This is a genomic window from Streptomyces sp. ISL-98, from assembly GCF_018614055.1.
Classification (GTDB): Bacteria; Actinomycetota; Actinomycetes; order Streptomycetales; family Streptomycetaceae; genus Streptomyces; species Streptomyces spiramyceticus.
Map to the genome: position 1 here is coordinate 59,047 of NZ_JAGGPB010000027.1, position 21,638 is coordinate 80,684.

The 21,638-nt window shown below is 66.4% G+C and carries 19 protein-coding genes and 1 tRNA gene; 13 read left to right on the forward strand and 7 right to left on the reverse strand.

Features of this window, described 5'->3' with window-relative positions; translation table 11 throughout:
• Positions 1-66 precede the first annotated feature (66 nt).
• The 3 genes from J7I98_RS19705 to J7I98_RS19715 are packed head-to-tail and all read right to left on the reverse strand — an operon-like array spanning position 67 to position 5,141.
• Positions 67-2,217 carry an acetate--CoA ligase family protein gene (locus J7I98_RS19705; RefSeq protein WP_214922073.1) on the reverse strand — a complete coding sequence of 717 codons (2,151 nt, stop codon included), beginning with the start codon at positions 2,215-2,217 and terminating at the stop codon, positions 67-69.
• Positions 2,217-3,446 (reverse strand): formyl-CoA transferase, encoded by a 1,230-nt coding sequence (gene frc, locus J7I98_RS19710; protein WP_214922074.1) that lies wholly within the window; start codon positions 3,444-3,446, stop codon positions 2,217-2,219. Before frc ends, J7I98_RS19705 begins: the two co-directional genes overlap by 1 nt.
• A gap of 12 nt (positions 3,447-3,458) precedes the next feature.
• Entirely contained in the window at positions 3,459-5,141 is a 1,683-nt protein-coding gene (locus tag J7I98_RS19715) for a thiamine pyrophosphate-binding protein (protein ID WP_214922075.1), read from the reverse strand.
• 144 nt (positions 5,142-5,285) lie between these two features.
• Here J7I98_RS19715 and sucC point away from each other — a divergent pair, with 144 nt between their 5' ends.
• From sucC to J7I98_RS19730, 3 genes are all read left to right on the forward strand, one after another.
• Positions 5,286-6,419, forward strand: coding sequence for an ADP-forming succinate--CoA ligase subunit beta (gene sucC / locus J7I98_RS19720; RefSeq protein ID WP_214922076.1), 1,134 nt, complete (start codon positions 5,286-5,288; stop codon positions 6,417-6,419).
• A 23-nt stretch (positions 6,420-6,442) separates the two neighbouring features.
• A complete protein-coding gene (sucD, locus tag J7I98_RS19725) occupies positions 6,443-7,321 on the forward strand; it encodes a succinate--CoA ligase subunit alpha (RefSeq protein ID WP_214922077.1) in 879 nt (292 codons plus the stop codon).
• A 233-nt stretch (positions 7,322-7,554) separates the two neighbouring features.
• Entirely contained in the window at positions 7,555-9,096 is a 1,542-nt protein-coding gene (locus tag J7I98_RS19730) for an aldehyde dehydrogenase family protein (RefSeq protein ID WP_214922078.1), read from the forward strand.
• Positions 9,097-9,111: 15 nt separating this feature from the next.
• Here the strand turns inward: J7I98_RS19730 and J7I98_RS19735 are convergent, their stop codons facing one another.
• A complete protein-coding gene (locus J7I98_RS19735; RefSeq protein WP_214922079.1) occupies positions 9,112-11,124 on the reverse strand; it encodes a transposase in 2,013 nt (670 codons plus the stop codon).
• A gap of 86 nt (positions 11,125-11,210) precedes the next feature.
• Here J7I98_RS19735 and J7I98_RS19740 point away from each other — a divergent pair, with 86 nt between their 5' ends.
• Both J7I98_RS19740 and J7I98_RS19745 read left to right on the forward strand, forming a co-directional pair.
• Positions 11,211-11,405 carry an AlpA family transcriptional regulator gene (locus J7I98_RS19740; RefSeq protein WP_214922080.1) on the forward strand — a complete coding sequence of 65 codons (195 nt, stop codon included), beginning with the start codon at positions 11,211-11,213 and terminating at the stop codon, positions 11,403-11,405.
• A gap of 214 nt (positions 11,406-11,619) precedes the next feature.
• Positions 11,620-11,967 (forward strand): hypothetical protein, encoded by a 348-nt coding sequence (locus J7I98_RS19745; protein WP_214922081.1) that lies wholly within the window; start codon positions 11,620-11,622, stop codon positions 11,965-11,967.
• Positions 11,968-11,982: 15 nt separating this feature from the next.
• Here J7I98_RS19745 and J7I98_RS19750 read toward each other — a convergent pair whose 3' ends face one another.
• Positions 11,983-13,320 (reverse strand): DUF2254 domain-containing protein, encoded by a 1,338-nt coding sequence (locus J7I98_RS19750; RefSeq protein WP_214922082.1) that lies wholly within the window; start codon positions 13,318-13,320, stop codon positions 11,983-11,985.
• A gap of 201 nt (positions 13,321-13,521) precedes the next feature.
• Here J7I98_RS19750 and J7I98_RS19755 point away from each other — a divergent pair.
• Positions 13,522-13,609 (forward strand) — tRNA-Leu (locus J7I98_RS19755).
• A gap of 88 nt (positions 13,610-13,697) precedes the next feature.
• Here J7I98_RS19755 and J7I98_RS19760 read toward each other — a convergent pair.
• Complete coding sequence (locus J7I98_RS19760) at positions 13,698-14,972, reverse strand: tyrosine-type recombinase/integrase (protein ID WP_214922083.1); 1,275 nt, start codon at positions 14,970-14,972, stop codon at positions 13,698-13,700.
• Between the two features lie 5 nt (positions 14,973-14,977).
• Positions 14,978-15,541: a hypothetical protein gene (locus J7I98_RS19765; protein WP_214922084.1), complete on the reverse strand. Its 564-nt coding sequence runs from the start codon at positions 15,539-15,541 to the stop codon at positions 14,978-14,980.
• A gap of 176 nt (positions 15,542-15,717) precedes the next feature.
• On the opposite strand from J7I98_RS19765, the gene J7I98_RS19770 reads away from it, so the two are divergent.
• From J7I98_RS19770 to J7I98_RS19800, 7 genes are all read left to right on the forward strand, one after another.
• Positions 15,718-15,876, forward strand: coding sequence for a helix-turn-helix domain-containing protein (locus tag J7I98_RS19770; protein ID WP_214922098.1), 159 nt, complete (start codon positions 15,718-15,720; stop codon positions 15,874-15,876).
• A 908-nt stretch (positions 15,877-16,784) separates the two neighbouring features.
• Positions 16,785-17,057, forward strand: a complete 273-nt coding sequence (locus tag J7I98_RS42925; RefSeq protein WP_214922085.1) for a helix-turn-helix transcriptional regulator — start codon at positions 16,785-16,787, stop codon at positions 17,055-17,057.
• Positions 17,054-17,251 (forward strand): hypothetical protein, encoded by a 198-nt coding sequence (locus J7I98_RS19780; protein WP_214922086.1) that lies wholly within the window; start codon positions 17,054-17,056, stop codon positions 17,249-17,251. The genes J7I98_RS42925 and J7I98_RS19780 overlap by 4 nt, the downstream gene beginning before the upstream one ends.
• Positions 17,252-17,430: 179 nt before the next feature.
• Positions 17,431-18,342, forward strand: a complete 912-nt coding sequence (locus tag J7I98_RS19785; RefSeq protein WP_214922087.1) for a hypothetical protein — start codon at positions 17,431-17,433, stop codon at positions 18,340-18,342.
• 164 nt (positions 18,343-18,506) lie between these two features.
• Positions 18,507-18,839: a hypothetical protein gene (locus tag J7I98_RS19790; RefSeq protein ID WP_214922088.1), complete on the forward strand. Its 333-nt coding sequence runs from the start codon at positions 18,507-18,509 to the stop codon at positions 18,837-18,839.
• 471 nt (positions 18,840-19,310) lie between these two features.
• Entirely contained in the window at positions 19,311-20,048 is a 738-nt protein-coding gene (locus tag J7I98_RS19795) for an Lsr2 family protein (RefSeq protein ID WP_214922089.1), read from the forward strand.
• Between the two features lie 88 nt (positions 20,049-20,136).
• Positions 20,137-21,519, forward strand: a complete 1,383-nt coding sequence (locus tag J7I98_RS19800) for a DUF3987 domain-containing protein (protein WP_251020883.1) — start codon at positions 20,137-20,139, stop codon at positions 21,517-21,519.
• Positions 21,520-21,638 lie beyond the last annotated feature (119 nt).

The following is a 21,638-nucleotide window of genomic DNA, read 5'->3' on the forward strand; positions in this document are numbered from 1 at the left end:
TCTCTTCGGGCCGGGGCCTGCGGCGAGCGGACGCCGCGGGCCCCGTGGTCCGAACCACCGCTCAGGTCATCCGCCGCCCCCCAACAGCCCCGCCGCCCGCGCCCACCTGTACTTCGCGCCGAGCACCTCCACCGGCCGCTCCGTCGTGTACGGATATGCGACGACGCCCCGCTCGAAGAGATACGCGCACGCGTCCTCGACCTCCACATCGCCCGCCAGCGACGCCACCACCGGCTTCTCGATGCCGCGCGCCCGGAACTCGTCCACCACCCGCGCCGTCAGCTCGGCGAAGACCATCGGCGGCGTCACGATGGTGTGCCAGTAGCCCAGCACCAGCGCGTGGATCCGCGGGTCCTCCATGCCCAGCCGGATCGTCGCCTCGTACGTCGACGGGGGCTCGCCGCCCGTGATGTCGATCGGGTTGCCGGCCGCCCCGAAGGGAGGGATGAACGCCTTGAACGCCGCGTCCAGATCGTCCGGTATCTCCATCAGTGAGAGCCCGTTGTCGACAATCGCGTCCGAAAGCAGCACACCGGAGCCGCCCGCTCCCGTGATGATGACGACGTTGTCGCCCTTCGGCGTGGGCAGCACGGGCAGCGCCCGCGCGTATTCGAGCATCTCGTTCAGCCCCGGCGCCCTGATCACGCCGGCCTGCCGCAGGATGTCGTCGTACACGGCGTCGTCACCCGCGAGCGCCCCCGTGTGCGAGCCCGCCGCCTTCGCGCCCGCGCTCGTACGGCCCGCCTTGAGCACCACGATCGGTTTCTTCCGTACGGTCGCCCGCGCCGCATCGACGAAGGCCCGGCCGTCCTTCAGGTCCTCCAAGTGCATGGCGATGCATGTGGTGTTGGGGTCTTCACCGAACCAGGTCAGCAGATCGTCCTCGTCGAGATCCGACTTGTTGCCGAGCCCGACGATCGCCGAGACGCCGGTCTTCGTCGTACGGGCGAATCCGAGGATCGCCATGCCGATGCCGCCGGACTGGGAGGTCAGCGCCACGCCGCCCTTGACGTCGTACGGCGTGCAGAAGGTCGCGCAGAGGTCCTGCCAGGTCGAGTAGTAGCCGTAGATGTTCGGCCCGAGCAGGCGTACGCCGTGCCGCTCCGCGATGGCGACGATTTCCGCCTGGAGCGCGTGCTCGCCGGTCTCGGCGAAGCCGGACGGAATGAGCACGGCATTGGGGATCCCCTTGCGCCCCACCTCTTCCAGTGCCGCTGCAACGAACTTGGCAGGGATCGCGAAGACCGCCACATCTACCTCACCCGGAACGTCCGTCACACTCTTGTACGCCTTGCGGCCCAAGATGTCATCGGCCCGGGGATTCACTGGATGAATCTCGCCGGGGAAACCGCCGTCGACGAGGTTGCGCATCACCGAGTTGCCGATTTTGCCCGGCTCGTTGGAGGCGCCGACGACGGCGACCGAGCGGGGCTGCATCAGCCGCCGCATCGAGGTGAGGATCTCGCCCCGGCTGTACTGGCGCCGGGGCGCGGGGGCGGGCCCGCCCAGCAGGATGCGTACGTCGGCCGCCATCACCCCGTCCGCCGTGGCGAACACGGGGTTGAGGTCCACCTCCGCGATCTCGGGGAAGTCGGCGGCCAGTTCCGAAACGCGCACGATGAGGCCGGCCAGCGCCGTACGGTCCACCGCGGCCCCGCCCCGTACGCCGCGCAGAATCCCGGCGGCCCGGATCGAGTCGAGCATGGAGAGCGCGTCGATGTCAGAGGCAGGTGCGAGTCTGAAGGTGATGTCTTTCAGCACCTCCACCAGCACCCCGCCAAGACCGAAGGCCACGATCTTTCCGAAGGTCGGGTCGGAGACGGAGCCGACGATGACCTCTTGCCCGGCCGGCACCATCTGCTGGACCTGGACGCCCTTGATACGTGCCGTGGGATCGTAGGTACGGGCATTGGCCACGATCTCGGTGAACGCTGCCCGCACTTCACTCGGCGACTTGAGCCCGATCCGTACCCCGCCCGCGTCCGTCTTGTGGACGATCTCTGGGGAGACGATCTTGAGCGCGACGGGGAAGCCGATCCGGTCGGCGAAGGCGACCGCCTCGTCCACGCTCTCGGCGAGCGCTTCCGCCGGCACCGGGATGCTGTACGCGTCGGCAATCAGTTTGGCCTCGGGGGCGGTCAGCGCACTGCGGCCCTCGCTGCGTGCCGCGGCCAGTACGGCTCGTACCGCCGCGGCGTCATGACGGGCGTCGTCCATCAGATCACTCCGTTCGTCTTGAGCAGCCGCATTTCCTCGTCACCGAGGCCGAGCTCACCGACGTACACCTCGCCGTTGTGCTCACCGAGCAGCGGTGAAGTGACCACGTCGAAGGGGGAGTCGGACAGCTTGATGGGGTTGCCGACGGTGGTGAAGGTGCCGCGCTCGGGGTGCTCGACGTCGACGACCATCTCGTTCGCGACCAGCGACGCGTCCTCGAAGATCTCCTTCGTGGAGAGGATCGGGCCGCACGGGATGTTGTGGGCGTTGAGCTGCTCCAGCACGTCCCACTTCGGGAGGGTCGACGACCACTCCTCGATCAGCTGGAACATCTTGCCGAGCTTGGGAAGCCGGTCCGCCGGCGTCGCCCACTCGGGATCGTCGGCCAGCTCCGGCCGCCCGATCAGCTCGGCGAGCGGCCGCCAGCCGACCGGCTGGACGATGACGTAGACGTAGTCGTTGGGCCCGCCGGGCGCGCACTTGACCGCCCAGCCCGGCTGCCCGCCGCCGCTCGCGTTGCCGCTGCGCGGCACCTCGTCGCCGAAGTCCTCGTTCGGGTACTCGGCGAGCGGGCCGTGCGCGAGCCGCTGCTGGTCGCGCAGCTTCACCCGGCACAGGTTCAGGACGGCGTGCTGCATGGCGACATTGACCCGCTGCCCACGCCCCGTGTTCTCGCGCTGGAAGAGCGCGGCGAGAATGCCCGCCACCGTATGGATCCCGGTCCCCGAGTCGCCGATCTGCGCGCCGGTGGCGAGTGGCGGCCCGTCCTCGAAACCCGTGGTGGACATGGATCCGCCCATGGCCTGGGCGACGACTTCGTACGCCTTGAAGTTGGTGTACGGGCCATCGCCGAAGCCCTTGATCGAGGCGTAGATGATCCGCGGGTTGATCTCCTGGATGCGTTCCCAGGTGAAGCCCATTCGGTCGACGGCGCCCGGCCCGAAGTTCTCGACCATGACATCCGAACGGCGGATGAGCTCCGTCAAAATCTCCTTACCCCGCTCCGTCTTGGTGTTGAGGGTGATGCTCCGCTTGTTGCAGTTGAGCATCGTGAAGTAGAGGGAGTCGACGTCCGGCAGATCACGCAGCTGCTTGCGCGTGATGTCGCCGCTCGGCGCCTCCAGTTTCACCACGTCCGCACCGAGCCAGGCAAGGAGCTGGGTGGCGGAGGGACCGGACTGTACGTGCGTCATGTCGAGGACGCGCACGCCCTCAAGAGCCTTGGTCATGAGCGGCCTCCGCTACTTGTACATCGTCTGGTTCATGGTTCCGGGGGCATACACGTCCGGGTCGACCCACACATTGATCAGTGAGGGCAGGCCGGACTCGCGGGCGCGGCGCAGGGCCGACGCGATGTCGGCGGGGTCGCGGACCTCTTCGCCGTAACCGCCCAGCATCTGCGCGAACTTGTCGTAGTGGACGTCACCGAGGGTGTTGCCGACCCGCTCGCGCTCGTCGCCGTACTTGGCCTTCTGGCCGTAACGGATCTGGTTCATCGAGGAGTTGTTGCCGACGATCCCGACGAAGGGCAGGTTGTAGCGCACCAGCGTCTCGAAGTCCCAGCCCGTCAGCGAGAACGCGCCGTCCCCGAAGAGCGCCACGACCTCTTTGTCCGGCCGGGCCTGCTTGGCGGCGAGGACGAACGGCACTCCGACGCCGAGCGTGCCGAGCGGTCCCGGGTCCATCCAGTGGCCGGGAGACTTGGGCTGGACGACCTGCCCGGAGAAGGTGACGATGTCGCCGCCGTCACCGATGTAGATCGTGTCCTCGGTCAGGAAGTCGTTGATCTCGCTGACGAGGCGGTACGGGTGGATGGGCAAGGCGTCCGACTTCAGCTGCGGCAGCCGCTTCTCGACGGCTGTCTGCTCGGCGGTACGCAGTTCCTCCAGCCATGCCTTGCGCTTGACCGACCCGCCGTTGAGGCGGCCCGACGCCGACTGGCTGACGGACTTCAGGATCTGTCCGGGGTCACCCACGATGCCCAGGTCGATGTCCCTGTTCTTGCCGACGGTCCGGTAGTCCAGGTCGATCTGTACGACCGTCGCGGTCGGCGAGAGCCGCTTGCCGTACCCCATACGGAAGTCGAAGGGCGTACCGACGATGACGATGAGGTCGGCGTTGGCGAAGGCGTAGCGCCGGGAGAGCTGGAAGTGGTGCGGGTCGCCGGGCGGCAGGGTGCCGCGCCCCGCGCCGTTCATGTACGCGGGCACATTCAGCGTCCGTACGAGCTCGGTCGCCGCGTCCGTCGCGCGCGTCGTCCACACCTGGCTGCCGAGCAGGATCGCGGGCTTCTCGGCGTGTACGAGCAGATCGGCCAGCTTCTCCACGGCCTCGGGATCGCCGGCCGCGCGGGTGGAGGCCCGGTACTGCCCGGCCTGCGGTACGCGCGCCTTGTCCACCGGGACCTTGGCGTCGAGCACGTCGCGCGGGATCTCCAGGAAGGAGGGGCCCGGCGCACCGTGGAAGCACTCGCGGAACGCCATCGACACCATGTCGGCGGCCCGCGCCGTGTCCGGAACGGTGGCGGCGAACTTGGTGATCGGCGTCATCATGTCGACGTGCGGCAGGTCCTGGAGCGATCCCATCTTGTGCTGGCTGTGTGCGCCTTGGCCCCCGATGAGCAGCATGGGCGACTCGGCGCGGAAGGCGTTCGCGACTCCGGTGACGGCGTCGGTCGTGCCGGGCCCGGCGGTGACGACCGCGCAGCCCGGCTTGCCGGTGAGCCGTGCGTAGCCGTCGGCGGCGTGGGCGGCGACCTGCTCGTGGCGTACGTCGACGACATCGATGCCCTCGTCGACGCAGCCGTCGTAGATGTCGATGATGTGGCCGCCGCAGAGGGTGTAGATGACGTCGACACCTTCTGCCTTGAGCGCCTTGGCGACCAAATGCCCACCGGAAATGAGTTCTTGGCTGTCGTCGGGCATGGCGAAGTCCGTTCCCTTCGTAGGGGTGCTGGATCGGTGACGCGGTAGATTGCATACAGTCGACGAATACTGTATGAAGCTTGTTATCCCGCATCCGGTGGGTGGTGTCCAGGGGGCGTGCGAAGTCTTTTCTGAGGAGCAGGTATGGACCTGTACGAGCACCAGGCAAGGGAACTCTTCGCGCGCTACGGCGTGTTGGTGCCGGACGCCGAGGTGGTGGACACACCCCGCGCCGCCCGGCTCGCCGCCCAGCGCCTCGGCGGCCGCGTCGTCGTCAAAGCCCAGGTGAAGACGGGTGGTAGGGGCAAGGCGGGAGGCGTAAAGCTCGCCGTCGACCCGGCGGCGGCCGAGCTGACGGCCCGCCAGATGCTCGGCATGGACATCAAGGGCCACACGGTCCGCAAGATCATGCTGGCCCAGCCGGTCGGCATCGACGACGAGTTCTACGTCTCGTACGTCCTCGACCGCGCCGCGGGCCGCTTCCTGGCCATCGCGTCGGCCGAGGGCGGCATGGGCATCGAGGAGGTCGCGGCGACCCGCCCGGACGCGGTGGCCCGCATCCCCGTCGACCCCGCCGAAGGCGTAACGCCCGCGAAGGCCGCCGAGATCGCCGCCGCCGCGCAGCTTCCACCGGAGACGGTCCCCGTACTCCAGCAGCTCTGGCAGGTCCTCGTCCGGGAGGACGCCCTGCTTGCCGAGGTCAATCCGCTGGTACGGACCGACGACGGCCGCATCCTGGCCCTCGACGGAAAGGTCACCCTCGACGACAACGCGCGCTTCCGCCAGGCACGGTGGGCATCAGAACCCTCGGACCCGCACACGAACCCCCTCGAAGCAGCGGCGACGGCCAAGGGCCTCAACTACGTCAAGCTCGACGGCGAGGTCGGCGTCATCGGCAACGGCGCGGGTCTCGTCATGTCCACCCTCGACGTCGTCGCCGGCTGCGGTGCCCGTCCCGCCAACTTCCTCGACATCGGGGGAGGGGCATCGGCCCAGGTCATGGCCGACGGCCTGGCCGTCATCCTCTCCGACCCGGCGGTGAAGTCCGTCTTCGTCAATGTCTTCGGCGGCATCACCGCCTGCGACGCGGTCGCCGACGGCATCGTGCAAGCCCTGGAGTCCGTACGACTGACCCGGCCCCTCGTCGTACGCCTCGACGGAAACGCCGCCGCCCGGGGCCGCGCCATCCTCGACGACCGTGCCCACCCCCTGGTCCACCAGGCCACCACGATGGACGCCGCCGCCCGCCGGGCGGCCGAACTCGCCGACGCCGCCTGAAACAACGACCTACGGAGACCGAAATGGCCATCTTCCTGACCAAGGAGAGCAAGGTCCTCGTCCAGGGCATGACCGGCGCCGAGGGCATGAAGCACACCCGCCGCATGATCGCCGCGGGCACCGACATCGTCGGCGGCGTCAACCCGCGCAAGGCGGGCCGGGTCGTCGACTTCGACGACCGCACGGTCCCCGTCTTCGGCACAGTGACCGAAGCCATGGACGCCACCGGCGCCGACGTCACGGTCGTCTTCGTCCCGCCGCCCTTCGCCGAAGCGGCTGTCACCGAGGCGGCGGACGCGGGCATCGGCCTCGCCGTCGTCATCACCGAGGGCATCCCGGTCCATGACGCCGTCGCGTTCCACGCGTACGCGAAAGCACGCGGCACCCGCATCATCGGCCCCAACTGCCCCGGCCTGATCAGCCCCGGACAGTCCAACGCCGGCATCATCCCGGCGGACATCGCCACCAAGCCGGGCCGCATCGGGCTCGTCTCCAAGTCCGGAACGCTCACCTACCAGCTCATGTACGAACTGCGGGAGACGGGCTTCTCCTCGGCCGTCGGCATCGGCGGCGACCCTGTCATCGGCACCACCCACATCGACTGCCTCGCCGCCTTCGAAGACGACCCGGACACGGAACTCATCGCCCTGATCGGCGAGATCGGCGGCGACGCGGAGGAGAGGGCGGCGGCGTACATCTCCGCCCACGTCAACAAGCCGGTGATCGGCTACATCGCAGGCTTCACCGCACCCGAAGGCAAGACGATGGGGCACGCGGGCGCGATCGTCTCGGGCTCCTCGGGCACGGCAGAGGCCAAGAAGCTGGCCCTCGAAGCGGCAGGTGTACGAGTCGGCTCGACCCCCTCCGAGACGGCGCGGCTCGTGCTGGCCGAACTCGCGTGATGTCACGCACAGTTGACGTCGGCCGCGTATCCCCGGTCACCCGGCGTTACTAGTCTCCAACCAGGGCCGCACCAGGCATGCCCGGCTGTGAGCGAAGCCCCCCCCCGCGGCGGCAGCCGCAAAATGTCACAGCGGGAAGGGCCGGGCAGCTCAGAGAGCTCCACCGGACACGCCCTTGTGCAGGGGCGGCCCGCGCCACTCAGTCCCGCCCCTTTCATGAGCGGAGAGAACAGATGGCACCCACCCTTACCCTCAAGCCTGGAACAGCCTGGTCCGACGCCTGGCAGCGCTGCCTCGCCGTCGCCCCCGAGGCGTTCCGGGACGACCGCGTACTCAACCTCTGGGCATCGCAATGGCAGCCCGACGGCCGCGCCCTCCCCGCCACCTCGCCCATCGACGGCAGCCCGATAGCGGGCCCGCCACGTCTGGACGCCACCACCGCCGGCCGGGCGGTACGCGCCTCCCTCGACCAGCACCGCGTCTGGCGGCACATCCCGCTGCCCGAGCGCCGCGCCCGCGTAGCGGCGACGCTCGACGCCCTCACCGAACACCGCGAACTGCTCGCGCTGCTCCTCGTCTGGGAGATAGGCAAGCCGTGGCGCCTGGCCCAGGCCGACGTCGACCGTGCCATCGACGGCGTGCGCTGGTACGTCGACGGCATCGACCCCATGCTCGCCGACCGAACTCCCCTCTCCGGCCCGGTCTCCAACATCGCCAGCTGGAACTACCCCATGTCCGTCCTGGTGCACGCGATGCTGGTGCAGGCCCTGGCCGGCAACGCGGTCATCGCCAAGGCGCCGACCGACGGCGGCGTCGCCTGCCTCACCCTGGCCTCGGCCCTGGCAGTCCGCGAAGGCATCCCGATCACCCTCCTGAGCGGCAGCGGCAGCGAGCTCTCCGCCTCGCTCGTCCGATCCCCGGAGATCGGCTGCGTCTCCTTCGTGGGAGGCCGCGACACGGGCGCCCGTATCGCCACGGCCGTGGCCGACCTCGGCAAGCGCCACATCCTCGAACAGGAGGGCCTGAACACCTGGGGCATCTGGAACTACACGGACTGGCCCACCCTCACCTCCCTCATCCCCAAACTCTTCGACTACGGCAAGCAGCGCTGCACCGCCTACCCGCGCTTTGTCGTCCAGCGCACGCTCTTCGACGAGTTCCTCGCGGCGTACCTCCCCGCCGTACGCTCCATCCGCACCGGCCACCCGCTCGCCGTCGAGAACGCCGAAGACCCGCTCCCCGCCCTCGACTTCGGCCCACTCATCAACGCGGCCAAGGCCAAGGAACTGGCCGACCAGGTCACCGAGGCCGTCGACCGCGGCGCGGTCCCCATCCACCGCGGCTCACTCGCCGACGCCCGCTTCCTGCCTGGACAGGACACCAGCGCCTACCTGCCGCCCGTCACTCTCCTGAACCCGCCCCCATCGTCCCCCCTCCACCACGCGGAGCCGTTCGGCCCGGTGGACACGATCGTCCTGGTCGACACGGAGGCGGAGCTGCTGGCCGCGATGAACGCCTCCAACGGAGCCCTGGTGGCGACGCTTTCCACCGATGACCCCTCGACGTATGAACGCCTGGCGCCCCAAGTCCGTTCCTTCAAGGTCGGCCACGGAAAGCCCCGTTCACGCGGCGACCGTGACGAACTCTTCGGCGGCTTCGGCGCATCGTGGCGAGGCGCGTTCGTAGGCGGAGAACTCCTGATCCGCTCCGTGACCCAGGGCCCGCCGGGCGAACGCCTGCCGGGCAACTTCCCCGACTACCACCTGATGCCCTAAGACTTGATCCGCAATTCACCAGAGGGTGAGCTGCGGGTTGCGGCCGGCGCGGTGTCCGGGCTTTCCGGCGTGGTCACGCTTGGGGCGTGTCTCATCCGGGGTCGCTCGGGACCGCTGTCCGGCGGTTCGGGGAGCAGAGGTTCCACGGCGTTGCCGTGGGACTGCCGCATGGCCAGCACCGCGAACGGTGGTCTGGCTCGGTGCGGTTGACTCCCGCAGCGCTTCTTCAAGCGACTCTGCATAGGTGATCTGTGCGTGCCGGGACGCGGTGGTGTCAAGGTACGCGGTCTTGGGGTCGTCCACGTCGGCGAAGCGGACGAACGCGGCGAGCGCGGCGGACACGAGGTCCCGCTTTCCGGTGAGGCCGCAGGCGATGCACTTGTGTTCGCGGTCGCGCAGGGTCTTGGAGACCCGCTCTCCGCACAGGCAGTGCTGTGACAGAGCGGTGGACCAGGTGGAGGCCCGTACGAGACGGCCACCCGAAGCCTGGCACTCACGGTCGAGTGCCGAGATCAGCATGCCGGGGGTGGTCTGGGAGAGGCGCTTGCCCCACAGCCGGTACCAGGTGCGGATGTCGCAGTCCTCCACCACGAGCACGGGGCCGTGGGCGGCGATGATCTGCCGGGCGACCTCGCGGGCGCGGTGGCGACGGTGCTCCGCGCTGCCAGCTGCGGCTTCGGCCTGGCGGGCGCGCAGATCCCGGTAGCAGGTGGAGAGCCGGTCTCGGCGGAACGCCTGCTTCGGCACCCCATCGACGCGGGCGGCACGGGCACCGCCGGGAACGGAGACCTGCTTGGGCGTCAGGCCATTGGCGGCCCGGTTCTCGGCACGCCGGGCCTGCTTCTTCGATAGCCCGTACTGCGCAGCGTTCGTCGCACGACGCGACCGTTCCAGCGCCCGCGCCCGGCCGCGCCGCTTCTCCGCTTCCCGCTCCAGAAGCGCCTGCTCCTCGGGGCTGAGGGTGATCTCGGTGGAGGCCGGAGCACCGTGGGCGGGGTCGAGGCTGGTGGGGAGGGAGACGACGGAGACGTTGGAGACGTTGCCGTCCACCCCGCCGATCCGGTCCAGGGCGGCGGCCTGCTCGCGCATCTGCCGTACGGCGGGGGCGGTGTATCCGGGGCCGAGGATCATCAGGTGCGCCTCGTACACCCAGCCGCCCGGCGCGGACGCCTTGCGGCGGCGTACGAGATCGACCTTGTGCCAGCGGCCGGGGTTGGCAAGGAAGTGTTCGACACGTGCCCACTGGCCCGGCTGCTGCGGGATGCGCACGGGCAGCACGAGGTCACCACGGCCACTGTCGGGGCCTCCCGCGAACACGACGGCGAGCGGGCCGGTGTGGTCCCACCATGTCGCATTCCGGGTGCCGGGCTTTCCTGACGCGGTGGTCCTGCCGGTGGGCACGGTGCCGGACGGCGCGGCCGGCACTGGCATCCGGCGCGGCTGCTGAACGGTGTGCTGGCCGCCGTCGGTGTAGGCCATGGTGTGGCCGTGGAGGGTGCCGACGAGGCGGAAGGTCTCCCACTTGCGTTCGGTGGTGTGGGAGCGGGCGCGGCCGGGGATGCGGGTGAAGTCATGCCAGCGGCCGGTCTTCGGCCGCCCGAACCGGTGGCCCGTCGAGTCGGGGAACAGGGGGCGCTGAACGCCGTTCCACACCTCGTCAGCCATGTGCATGGCCAGGGCCTTTGAGGCGTGGTGCTTCAAGTGCCCTGCGGCTTCGAGGTGCTTGTACGCACGCCGCTCCAGGGCCTCACGGGACAGCCCGAGGCGCTGCCGGACCGTCTTCGCTCCACGTTCGTCGCGCTCGTGCTTGGCAGCCCAGTAAGCATCAACCTTGGCGCGGGCATCACGCTGGACGGCCCGCTTGATCGACCACATCGAGCCGAACAGCTTCTCCAGCCGGGACAGTTCGGCGGGGTCGGTGACGGCCAGCGGCAGCACCATCACCGACACCTGCCCGTCGCCGGGCTTCTTCCACTTCGGGGCCTTGTTCTTCCCACGGAACTTCCGCTGCGTCTGGGCAGCCTGCATGACCGTCACCTCCTGTCACGAATTAGCTGACCTACGACACATTATGTGAGTAGTTTACCTATGACAACCGAGGTAGAATGGGACCTATGGCCATCACAATTCCTGGATATGAGGACGCCAAGCAGGCAGCGGCACGACTCAAGGTCACCGTCCAGCACGTCTACAACCTCAACAGCAGCCGCGCCGACTTCCCCGCCCCCGTCTACGTCGGCCGCACCCCGCTGTGGCCCGTGGACCAGCTCGACGCCTGGCGGGAAGCCCACCCGAAGCGCGGAGATTAAGTGACGTATTCAAGAACGGGAAGTAATTGACCTAATGCGTCGTTCTGTCCGTTCATGTCGAAGATCAACGTCACCAGCCTGCGGCCCCGCTCCCTGCTGCGCTGGACCGGACTGACCGTCAAAGTGTTCATCGTGCTGGTTGCCCGCGTCGCCACCCTCCTGCCGAAGCCGGGGCTCGGGACCACCGATGAGCTATTAGAACTACCGGCCCAGCGTGAACATCCAGTTCACCTTCCGCGCCCGCGACCGACGCTTCATCGCCGTCGGCGACTCCTGGCCCGGCAACCGCAACGACATCGTGGTCTTCCGCGCCACCATGGCCGAGCAGGTCGCCGGGTACCGCTTGCTGATCGGAGACGGCGCCTACCGCAGCGCCCTCGAGGCCATCACCAGCCGCAACAAGAGCAAGGCATTCGCCAAGCGCAGGGCGCGGGCCGAACACGGAATCGCCCGCCTCAAGGACTACAAAGTCCTACGCCAGCACCGCCGACGCGGCGGCACGATCATCGACACCGCCCGTGCTGTCGCCGTACTCCACAACCTCAAGATCGACTATCCCTGAAAGGCGGAACACCTCTTAGCCGATGCCTTGATGGTCGGGGAGCAGGGCAAACGCCCGCTCGGCGGCCTCCGGCACCGTACGCTCCACGGCCTGGACGAGGAGCGTACGGTGCCGCACGAGCGGCTCCCGCCTGTCCTGCGGGGCGAGTAGCAGCAGATCATCGATCCCGGCGAGCAGCCGCCGTGACACCTGCGGACTGCCGCCGGCACACCCCCTGATCTCGGTGAACCCGAGATCGACCAGATCGGCCCACTCGGGTACGTCCTGCACCAGCCGCACTGCGCCTCGGCTGTCCCGGTGATGCACAGCCCCCAGCGGCTGCTCCACGACCGCTGCCAGAAACTGCACGATCCGGTCCAGGCACTGCACGGCGGTCGTGGGGTCATTGACGGCGGGCGAAAGCGCCCGCAGCCCGATGTCCGAGAGCTGACGCAGCCCGAACCCGAGATCCTGATGCGAAGTGCGTTCCACCCCGACGAACACGGTGTACCGCAGCGCCCGCCGCGACGGCGTCCCGACACCGTGAGCGGCCAGCACAGGAGTCCCGGGCACAACGAAATCCCCGATCCGGGGAATGAGCCGCAGCACGACACCCTCCCGCCGTGCCGCCCGTACCAGCCGCGCGACATTCACGTCCAGCAGCACGCCCGCCCGTCCCCGGTGCGCGATCCGCGCGGTCTCGGGCACGAGCGGCCCCCGGTCGGGCTCCCCGCCCGGCTGCTTCGCCAGCACCCGGAAGGCGTCGCGCGTGATGCGGTCGACGACGGGCCCCACCTGCATCAGCCGCAGCGTGGACGACACATAGGCGATGAACAGCAGCAGGCTCAGTACGACCATGATCATGACCAGAATGCTCTGCACGAGCGGCACCGTGGTCACCAGCCGCGGATCGCTCTTGCTGTCGTACTGGGTCAGCACCAGCAGCGAAAACAGAAACGTGGCCAGAAAAACCGTGAGCGTCAGCTTGGTGATCCGGCTCCGGACAAAGATCCGCACGACCCGGGGCGTGAAACCCCCGCTCGCCATCTGCACGGCCACCAGCGAGATGCTGAAGACCACACCGATGAAGGTCATCATCGCCGAGCTGATCGTCGTGACGATCGTCCTGGCATCCTCGGCGATCCCGATCAGATCGCTGACCTCGTCGTACGCCTCCTCGCTCTGCAGATAGTCGACGATCTCCGCATCAACCGCCGACGCGACCCACCACAGCGCGAACGCACAGAGCAGCCCCAGGGTCGGAGCGAACCAGAAGGTGTCCCGTAGATGCTCGCGCAACGGCGACAGCGCGCGCGGCCGACGGTAGCCACGGCGGCCCGGTCCGCCCGGTCCGAATCCGTATCCGTAACTCATCCCGCGAACGCTAGGTCGGCCCGCCCTCCACTGCGCGTACACGGACGGCGACACGCTGTACGCCCGGCTGCGGAACGACGGCCGGGTCGCCTCCGAGAGGGTCGCCGCAGGCCACTGACCACGGGATACGCAGGTGAAAGGCGCTGCGAACCCCTGGTATTGTTTTCCATGTCGCCGCGGGAAACCGGGGCCGACCACCTGGTCCGGGTGGCGGAATGGCAGACGCGCTAGCTTGAGGTGCTAGTGCCCTTTATCGGGCGTGGGGGTTCAAGTCCCCCCTCGGACACCAGCTGAGACCCCACTTCACGTGGGGTTTTCTGCTTTCCAGGGCTGTGGCGTGACCAACCACGTGACCAACAGCCTGGAGAATCCCCAGGTCAGACCAGGGATGGCAAGCTGATCCGGTTGGCGTTTGATGCAGCCAGCTTGCGAGCGTTCTCCGTGCGGCGCTTGCCGTACTTGGCCGCCGTGTAGGCGGGTGAGTGGTGCCGGACGTTGGCAGAGACCTCTACCAAGTTCTCTCCGGCTTCCAGAGCGTTGGTTACGTAGCTGTGCCGCCAGTCGTGAATACGGAACTCGTCCGGCAGCTTCAGACGGGTACGCAGGGTGCGCCACCGCGCCGACACCTTCTCGGGGTCCTGCGGGCCGCCTGCCTCGCCCCGGTAGAGCTTGAAGCCGTCACGGGCGAACACAAGGTCATGATCGACCCATGCCACTCCAAGCCGCTTGCGCTCCGCGTCCTGCCGCTCCTTCTGCCACTTCAGAATGTTCATGACGGACTGGTCCACAAAGATCAGCGCGTTGTCGTCGCCGTCCTTGGTCAGCTTCCGGAGGTGGTAGCTGTTGCCTACCTCGACGACCACCGAGCCGAGTTCGATGGCCCCCTCTTCCCAGTGGACGAGTGACCACTTCATCCCCAGAGCCTCACTGCGCCGGACGCCGGTAGCGGCGTAGACGGTCCACAGCGGCGCGTCCCTGAGGCAGTGATGAGTCAGACCACCATCACAGGCCCGGTTCCCGCACGGCTCCCATACGGTCGCCAGAAAGCGGGCCGTCTGGCCATCGTCCAGCGTTGGGTACTTCTGTTCCTGGGCCCGTATCTGCCGTTCTGTGGGCGGGTGTGCGTCCTCGGCGGGATTCGCGACGATCAGCTTCTTGATCTTTGCGGCTTTCAGGGCAGCGGACAGAACGTTGTGGACGTGCCGGATGCTCTTGGCGCCCAGCGGCTTGCCCTTGTTGGTCGGGCATGGGGCGGTCTCCAGCAGCCGGTACAGGTCATCGAGTGTGTCATCCGTAACCTCACACAGCTTCACACTGCCGATGTGCGGCTTGATGTGGAGCCGGATCTTCGTCTCGTACCCGGCCATGGTCGTTCCCTCCTTCCTGTGGTTCGAGAGCCACTTGTCGAGCCAGTCACCCAGCTTCATGTCTGAGCGGGCCGCGATCTTGCCCGCGTCGTAGTTGCTGTGCCACTCCCGCAGCGCCTTCTCTGCTGCGGTCTTGGTCGGGTAGTCCCTCCCGATCCAGTAGCGGACCGGCTTGCCCTGCGCCTTGTCGAAATGGAGCGGGGTGCGCACACCCCAGGTGTTCGGTCTGCCCTTGCGCGGGATCTCCACCGGAGTCCCCCCGAGCCCGTTACCGCGCTTCGCCACTGGCGTTACTGCTCCTTCCGCTCATGGTTCATCCAGTCGTTGAGGATCGCCGTCGCCTTGTCCGTGAGTTGCTTGCCGTCCCACAACTCCAGTTCCTTGGCCCGCTTGACGCGCTCCGACAGGGTGGCCTTGCCAACGCCCAGTCGGGCCGCCAACTCCCCCTGAGGCGCCGTGGTGCCCGTGGAGCGCATCCGGGCCAGTTCGGCCACCAACAGGGCGTAGTCCAGCTCTGTGCGGCAGCGCTCCGGCACCGGCCACGGTTCGCTCATGGCCCGGTGCTGCTCGGGCTCCAGCGCTGCCCGGAACTCCGCTTTGATCTGCGCGAAGGGGATCTGTCGCAGCAGGCTGGCCGGGATGCCGTCCGTCTCCAGCGCATCGGACATGCCCCGGTCGATCTCCTCGGCACTCCCTCCGATGTTGAGCCGAATCCTTAGTTCGATCGGTCCCGTGAACGGGGCGTTGGTGTCGGCGCGGGCAGACACCACCCACGGGCCGTAGTACCGGCGCCACACCAGCTCACTGCCTTCGCGGCGCCACTCGTTGACTGCGTCTACTTCCTCTGTGTTCACGTGCCCACCATAGCTTGAACCGAACTAGATGCAACAGGTTCGAAGTAGTGGTGACGGTCACGCATATTGAACTTGACGCAACTGGTTCGGTGGTGGCCATCCTGGAGACAGGCCGGACAGCAGCGGGCGGAACCTTCGCCCACTGGACAGCCACGGGAGGGCTCATGGAAAAGTTGATGACGCTGGATGAAGTCGCGGCATATCTGGGGAAGCCGCGTTCTTGGGTTTATGGGAACTGGAGAAAGGAAGAGGTCCCCTTCCGGAAGGTGGGGCAAGCGCTTCGTTGCCGTCCCGGGGATCTCGACAAGTGGCTTGACGGGCAGGGTGCCGAGTGACGGAGCCGAACCCTCGCCGGTTGCTCGCTGCCACCTATGCCGTGAAGGAGGAATGGAGCCGTGCACTCCTTGACGCTTTCGGGCCAGGCGGATTGATCGCTACCGAGGCGGCTGACGATTTCCGGCGGGAACATTTGCTTTGGGCCCTGGTTCAACTCCGGTGCGTGAACGGCCGGACAGGGGCGATGTTCACCGGGGACACGGAGATAGCTCAACGTCTCGGCTACAACACCAAGGATCATCCCGGAAGGCGATGCCGGGATGTGCTGACGCGATTCGGATTCTTCACCCAGCACGGGAAGAAGGGCAGGGCGGCGAATCTGCGCCTCTCTGCACCAATTGACATCCTGCCGGATTACCCCACCTTGGCGGACTCGGTCCGTGGCGACGTACTCACGGTCTCGGACACCGATCCGCCAAAGGGCAAGGGGACACAGGAAGTTCGATCCCGATCCCTCAAGGCACCGCCTTGGGGAGATCCTTTGCCGCCTTGGCAGCAAGGTGATCCCTTCGGGGGTTTCCATTTCCCCGGTGGAACGGGGACTTAGTTAGTAGTTGATAGTGCATAGCTCATAGAGCGTAGTTAGTAGTGGGAAGGAGGCCCCTCCACTGGGGCCTCCTCTCATTTATGACACCAGGTCCAGGACCTTAGGGGTCCTGAACCAGCCAAGGCGAGTGGCGTTGAACAACGACACCAGGAATTTTTGTTTCGCTCCGGATCGTGTGATTCGGATCTCACCGCCGACCCTTGGTGTCCTGTTTCGCCACAGAGGATGCGTACATAAAGAGTGAGAGACCTTTTCAAGGACTCCCCTGTACTGGGCCCTGGCCTCCTCCTACCTCGGGAGGCCGGGGCTTTCTCTTTTGGTCATGGATTCGCATTCGGGCAACGGCCCGCTAGGAGAAGCATGTTTGATCGTCATTACTTCACCGCACGTCGTATCGCTCTCGGTCTCTCCGTTGAGGAACTTGCCGATGAGCTTCAGATATCCCCTTCGACCGTCTATCGCTGGGAATCCGGGGCTACTTGCCCGAGCCTGCGCATACTCGTGCCGGTCACTCGCGTTCTTTGTGTTCCACTCCTTGCTCTGGTTAGGGATGACGGTTCTGATGACCGTCGAATTGCTGAGGCTCTGGATTCCCTTCTTCGACTGGATATGCACAAGGAGATTGTGGCATGAGCGATACCGAAAGCACACCAGCAGCCCAGGAAGGCGAGGCAGGGGCCGTACAAGACCTGTCCGACGCTATCCGGGCAGAGATTCAGCGGGAGTACGCCGGGAAGCTTGCGCGGACCGAAATCAAGGCTCAGGCAGCCAAGGCCGGTATCAACCTTCCGGAAGACTTCGCCGGTTACTTGGACACGTCCAAGTAACCGGGGAGGACGGACAGCCGTCTCCCGAGGCGATAGCCCAGGTTCTTGAGCCTTTCCAGTCCCGAACCCCGGGCTATGCGCAGGGAATCGGACTCGGCCGTCAGGGTGACGGAAGTCCTCCTGCCCAAACATTTCTGTCTCTCGACGCACGTAAGCGCTAGAACCTCTTAGGAGATCAGATGGCTTTTTCTTATCAGCATGCAGGCACCCACTCATTTGTGCCGGAGGCATGGGCAAGTTCGCTGCTTGTTCAGTTCGACCCCCTGCTTGTGTGGTCTTCCCGCTTGGTCTCGAATCGGGACTATGAGGGCGAGATCAGAAACAAGGGCGATGTTGTCCACGTGAACTCTCTGATCCGGCCCACGGTAAGTGAATACTCCCTGCCCGAGGGTATGACGGCTCAGCGGCCGGAGACCGTTGAGCAGGAGATCCCCATCAGTGAGGCGGATTACCTACAGCTTTTGATCGAAGATGCTGAACGGGTGCAGCTTGCCACGGGAGATTTCAGCTCCCCTATAAACAAGCAAATGGTCCGTGCTCTTGCCGCTAAGGCTGACACCTTTATGGCCAACATTATTACCGGTAGCGCTACAGGTCTCCCGAACGTTTCCCCGACTTCGGGAAGCATTCCCACGAGTCTCTATGGCGCGATCCTTGACATGATGCTGGCCCTTGATGACAACGACGTTCCGGAGGGTGGCCGTTACGTGGTTGTCTCTCCGAAGGCGAAGCGATACCTCATCGAGCACCCGGCCATTGCCAATGCTGCGGCGTACGGTGAGGGCGGTGTGACTGCCAATGGCGTTGTGGCTCGTCTTGCCGGGTTCACGGTGGCTTCCACTACGGCCATGCCCACGGGGGTAGACATCGTGGCCGGGCACAGCGAATTTGCCACCTATGCATCCCAGTTCACGGGCTTCCGCGAGGGGCAAAGCGAAAAGTACCGGGCCGACTACATCGACACCCTGCACCTGTACGGGGGAAAGATCGTGCGCTTCCCGGGAATGGACACCAAGAAGACCGACAACACCTTTGACGAGACCAAGCCCACGAAGGGAATCGTCAAGGCTGCGGTCGAGTGGCCTGCCTGACACACCCGAGAACGGGGCCTCTGCCGAAATGGTGGAGGCCCCGTTCTTTTTGTTTGTGAGCACGGACCCGAGACGGTCTGTGTCACTCAGCGTCCACAACGGGCCGGGGCCGGCCCAAGCAGACAGTAATGGAAACCAACGGACCAAACCTTTGGAGGTTAGTTATGCCCAAGCTGCGTAACCCGAACTCGCCGCACTCCCGGTACAGGGGCCTGGACGTGCTACCCAACAACCATGGCCTTCCCATTCCCGAACTGCCATCTGTCCGAGAGTGGTCAACGGCAGAGCGTGAACAGTGGCGGCAATGGTGGGAGAGCCCGCAGGCTGGCCGTTGGGACGAGTCCTATGTCCCGGTGATGCTGACGTACTACGGCCACATTCTCACTGGCACCGCCACAAGGGACCACCTCACCGAATACCGGCAGTTGGCTACTTCCCTGGGCCTCACCGCCGAGGGTATGAAGCGCCTGGGCTGGGCCTTTGAGGGGGAAGAGTGAGCAGACGAGCAGCCAAGGCGGGAGCCGCAGGCACCCACGACGGCACACACCGCCCAGGTTATGAGTGCCCCTGGGCAGAACCACAGTGCTCCCGGTGCCTCCTGGAGTTCTCCATTCACATTGGGCGGCAACTAACGGGCAAGGTTCGACCTTGGAACGACAATTCGAAGCACATAGCGAAGAACTGTTACGCCTGCCGACAAGGTTAATCGAGGACCCTTGGAGATTTGATTGGCAAACACGATGGAAGGAAGGCACCCCCGGTGGTCCCCATTCCTTTCTAATTACCCATTACCCCCGCTATTGCATTCATGGGCATAATCGCTTAGTTATGCGTCCGTTACCATTCTGTGATAGTGGACGGGCGGGATGTTAATCAGTTCGCATCACACGATGCGGCGGCCGTGGGAGCAACGCTCCGGCCACTCACTGAGACTTCCTACTGCCCGACCGAATCAAAGGATTCCCGCGATGCGTAAGACGGTTCTCGTGCCCGTTCAGCACACCTTTTGCGATGCTCACATTGCGCGTGATGGTTCGGAGGTGGAGGCGGCCGAGACGCTGACGCTGGGACGGCACACGTGGGACTTGTGCCTTGAACACAACGTGATCTTCGGCCGCTACCTGGTGGACGCTCTCGGTGTGCCTGCTGAGGGTGAGGCCGTGGCAACCGTGCCTGAGCCGCTGCCGGTTGCTGAGCCTGCCCCTGTCGCTGACCCTGAGCCGGAAGCGGAGCACGAGGAAGCGACCGAGCCTGAGCCTGTCCGGTCCGTGATGCTGGCCGGTGAGGTACCGGGGTACGACTGGGACACGGCCCGTGAGGCTGTGCGGAACCTTGGCTATGAAGTGGTGGGCCGCGCGGATGAGTCCACGGTGCTGCTGATCCTGGGTGAGGGTGGGGAGCGCAACGCGTCCAAGCTGACGGACGCTGCCGAGCGTGGCATTCCGTGCATGGACGTGCGGGAGCCTGGCAGGTTCAAGGCTGCTGTTCGTTCGGGTGAGTTGGTCGGTGGTGACCCGCTTCCGGAGCCTGCCAAGGTGGGCCGCTCCGGGATGAGTGACCGGGAGCGCAACCGGGTGATCCGCGCATGGGCCAGGGAGAACGGTTGGCCGAGCCTCCCTGTCCAAGGACGTGTCCCGATGAACGTGCGCCATGCGTACAACTTGGCCCACCTGGACACATCCGAGGGGAAAGCGGCAGCGGCCTGAGTGCCGCGCCCACAGTGTCGGGCGCTGAGTGCGCCCGGCACCCCCGGCCAGTGGCCACGCAACTAACCCTTCTTGAGATAGAGGCAGCATGAGCATGAGCACCCCCGTTCTGTACGGTCCGATCGGTCGCGCGGTTCGCAAGATCGCCCCGTTCCTGGAAGCGGACGCATTGGGGGTGTACGTGGCCGCACTGTCGATGTGGTCGGCCGCCATCGGTGGCACGGTCAAGGTGTCATCCCGTGGCAACGCCCGTCCCGTGCTGCTGTGGTCGGCCCTGGTGGCCGGAACGGGCAGGGGGAAGGGAACCGCGCTCCGGGCGGCGCTTCACGTCCTGGACAGGTCACTTGGCCGCTTCCTGGCCACCCACACAACGTCCGGCATCACGTCGGGCGCAAGCATGGTGCACCACCTGTGGCAGCAGCAGGAAGCGACAGCGGAGACGGAGGCAGGGACCGACCGACGCTGTGTCGTGGTTGAGGAGGAGTGGACCGAGGTGTTGAAGCGGGTCAAGCGTGACCCGTCGTTCACCACCAAACTCCGGGCGGCGTGGGACGGGACGACGCTGCGCAACACCACCAAGGAAGAGGCTCAGGAAGTCCGAGACCCTGCCATGGTGCTCCACTCCCACATAACGCCGTCCGACTGGGCCAAGTACGTGGGTGAGTCGGAAGCGGCCGGAGGGTCGTACAACCGCATCCTCCCCTTCTTGCTCGGTTCCGTTCCGATGCTCGATGACGACCGGGTGAGCCTGCCCGATGTGGACGGCTGGGAGTTGTCCGACGCCTACGGCTGGGCAACCGCCCGGCCCCGTGTGATCACGCTTGCGGAAGATGCCCGGCTTCTGTGGCGGATCGTGCGCCGGTACGCCCGCATCCTGGGTGAGACCCTGCCCGAGGGGCAGGCCGTATTCATCGAACGCACCGCAGAGCAGACACTCAGAGTCGCGGCCTGCCTCGCCGCCTCCGAGCGCTCCGAGGTCATCACGGAAGAGATGCTGTCGGCCGCCTTCACGCTCGTACGCCGCTCCGTCCAGGACGCCGTACGGATCACCAAGGGGGCCGACGACGCGCCCAAGGTGAAGAGCCAGCCGCTCAGCCTCGCCGACAAGGTGTGCGCCCGCATCGAGATGCACGGCGGTCGGGCAACGTCCTCCCAGGTCCTCCCGTACGTGGGAGCAACGGCCAGCGAGGTCAAGGCACTGCCCGAAATCGTCGTCACCGTTGAGCGGTCGGGGAAGACCGGTCGCCCGGCCACCGTCTTCACACTTCGCGCTGACAGTTCCCGTCACGCAGAGGTGAGCGAGACGGCCGCAGCCGGCCAGCGGACAGAAACGGACGGTAACGGGGCGAACGTCGTCCGCATGGACGTCTATCGAGCGATTCCCAGGCAGGCCCCGGAGCCCGAGCCTATTAAACGGTCGCCTGCTCCCGTTCCCGCTCCGTCCGCCAACCCGTTTCGGGCCTTGCTCTGAACCCTTCGAACAAACCCAGAACGCCCCTGCCGATTCCCGGCAGGGGCGTTCGTTTGTTGGTCAGTGGTTCAAGTCCCGGTACTCCTCCAGCAGCCGCAGTGAGGTGACTCCTGTGGTGT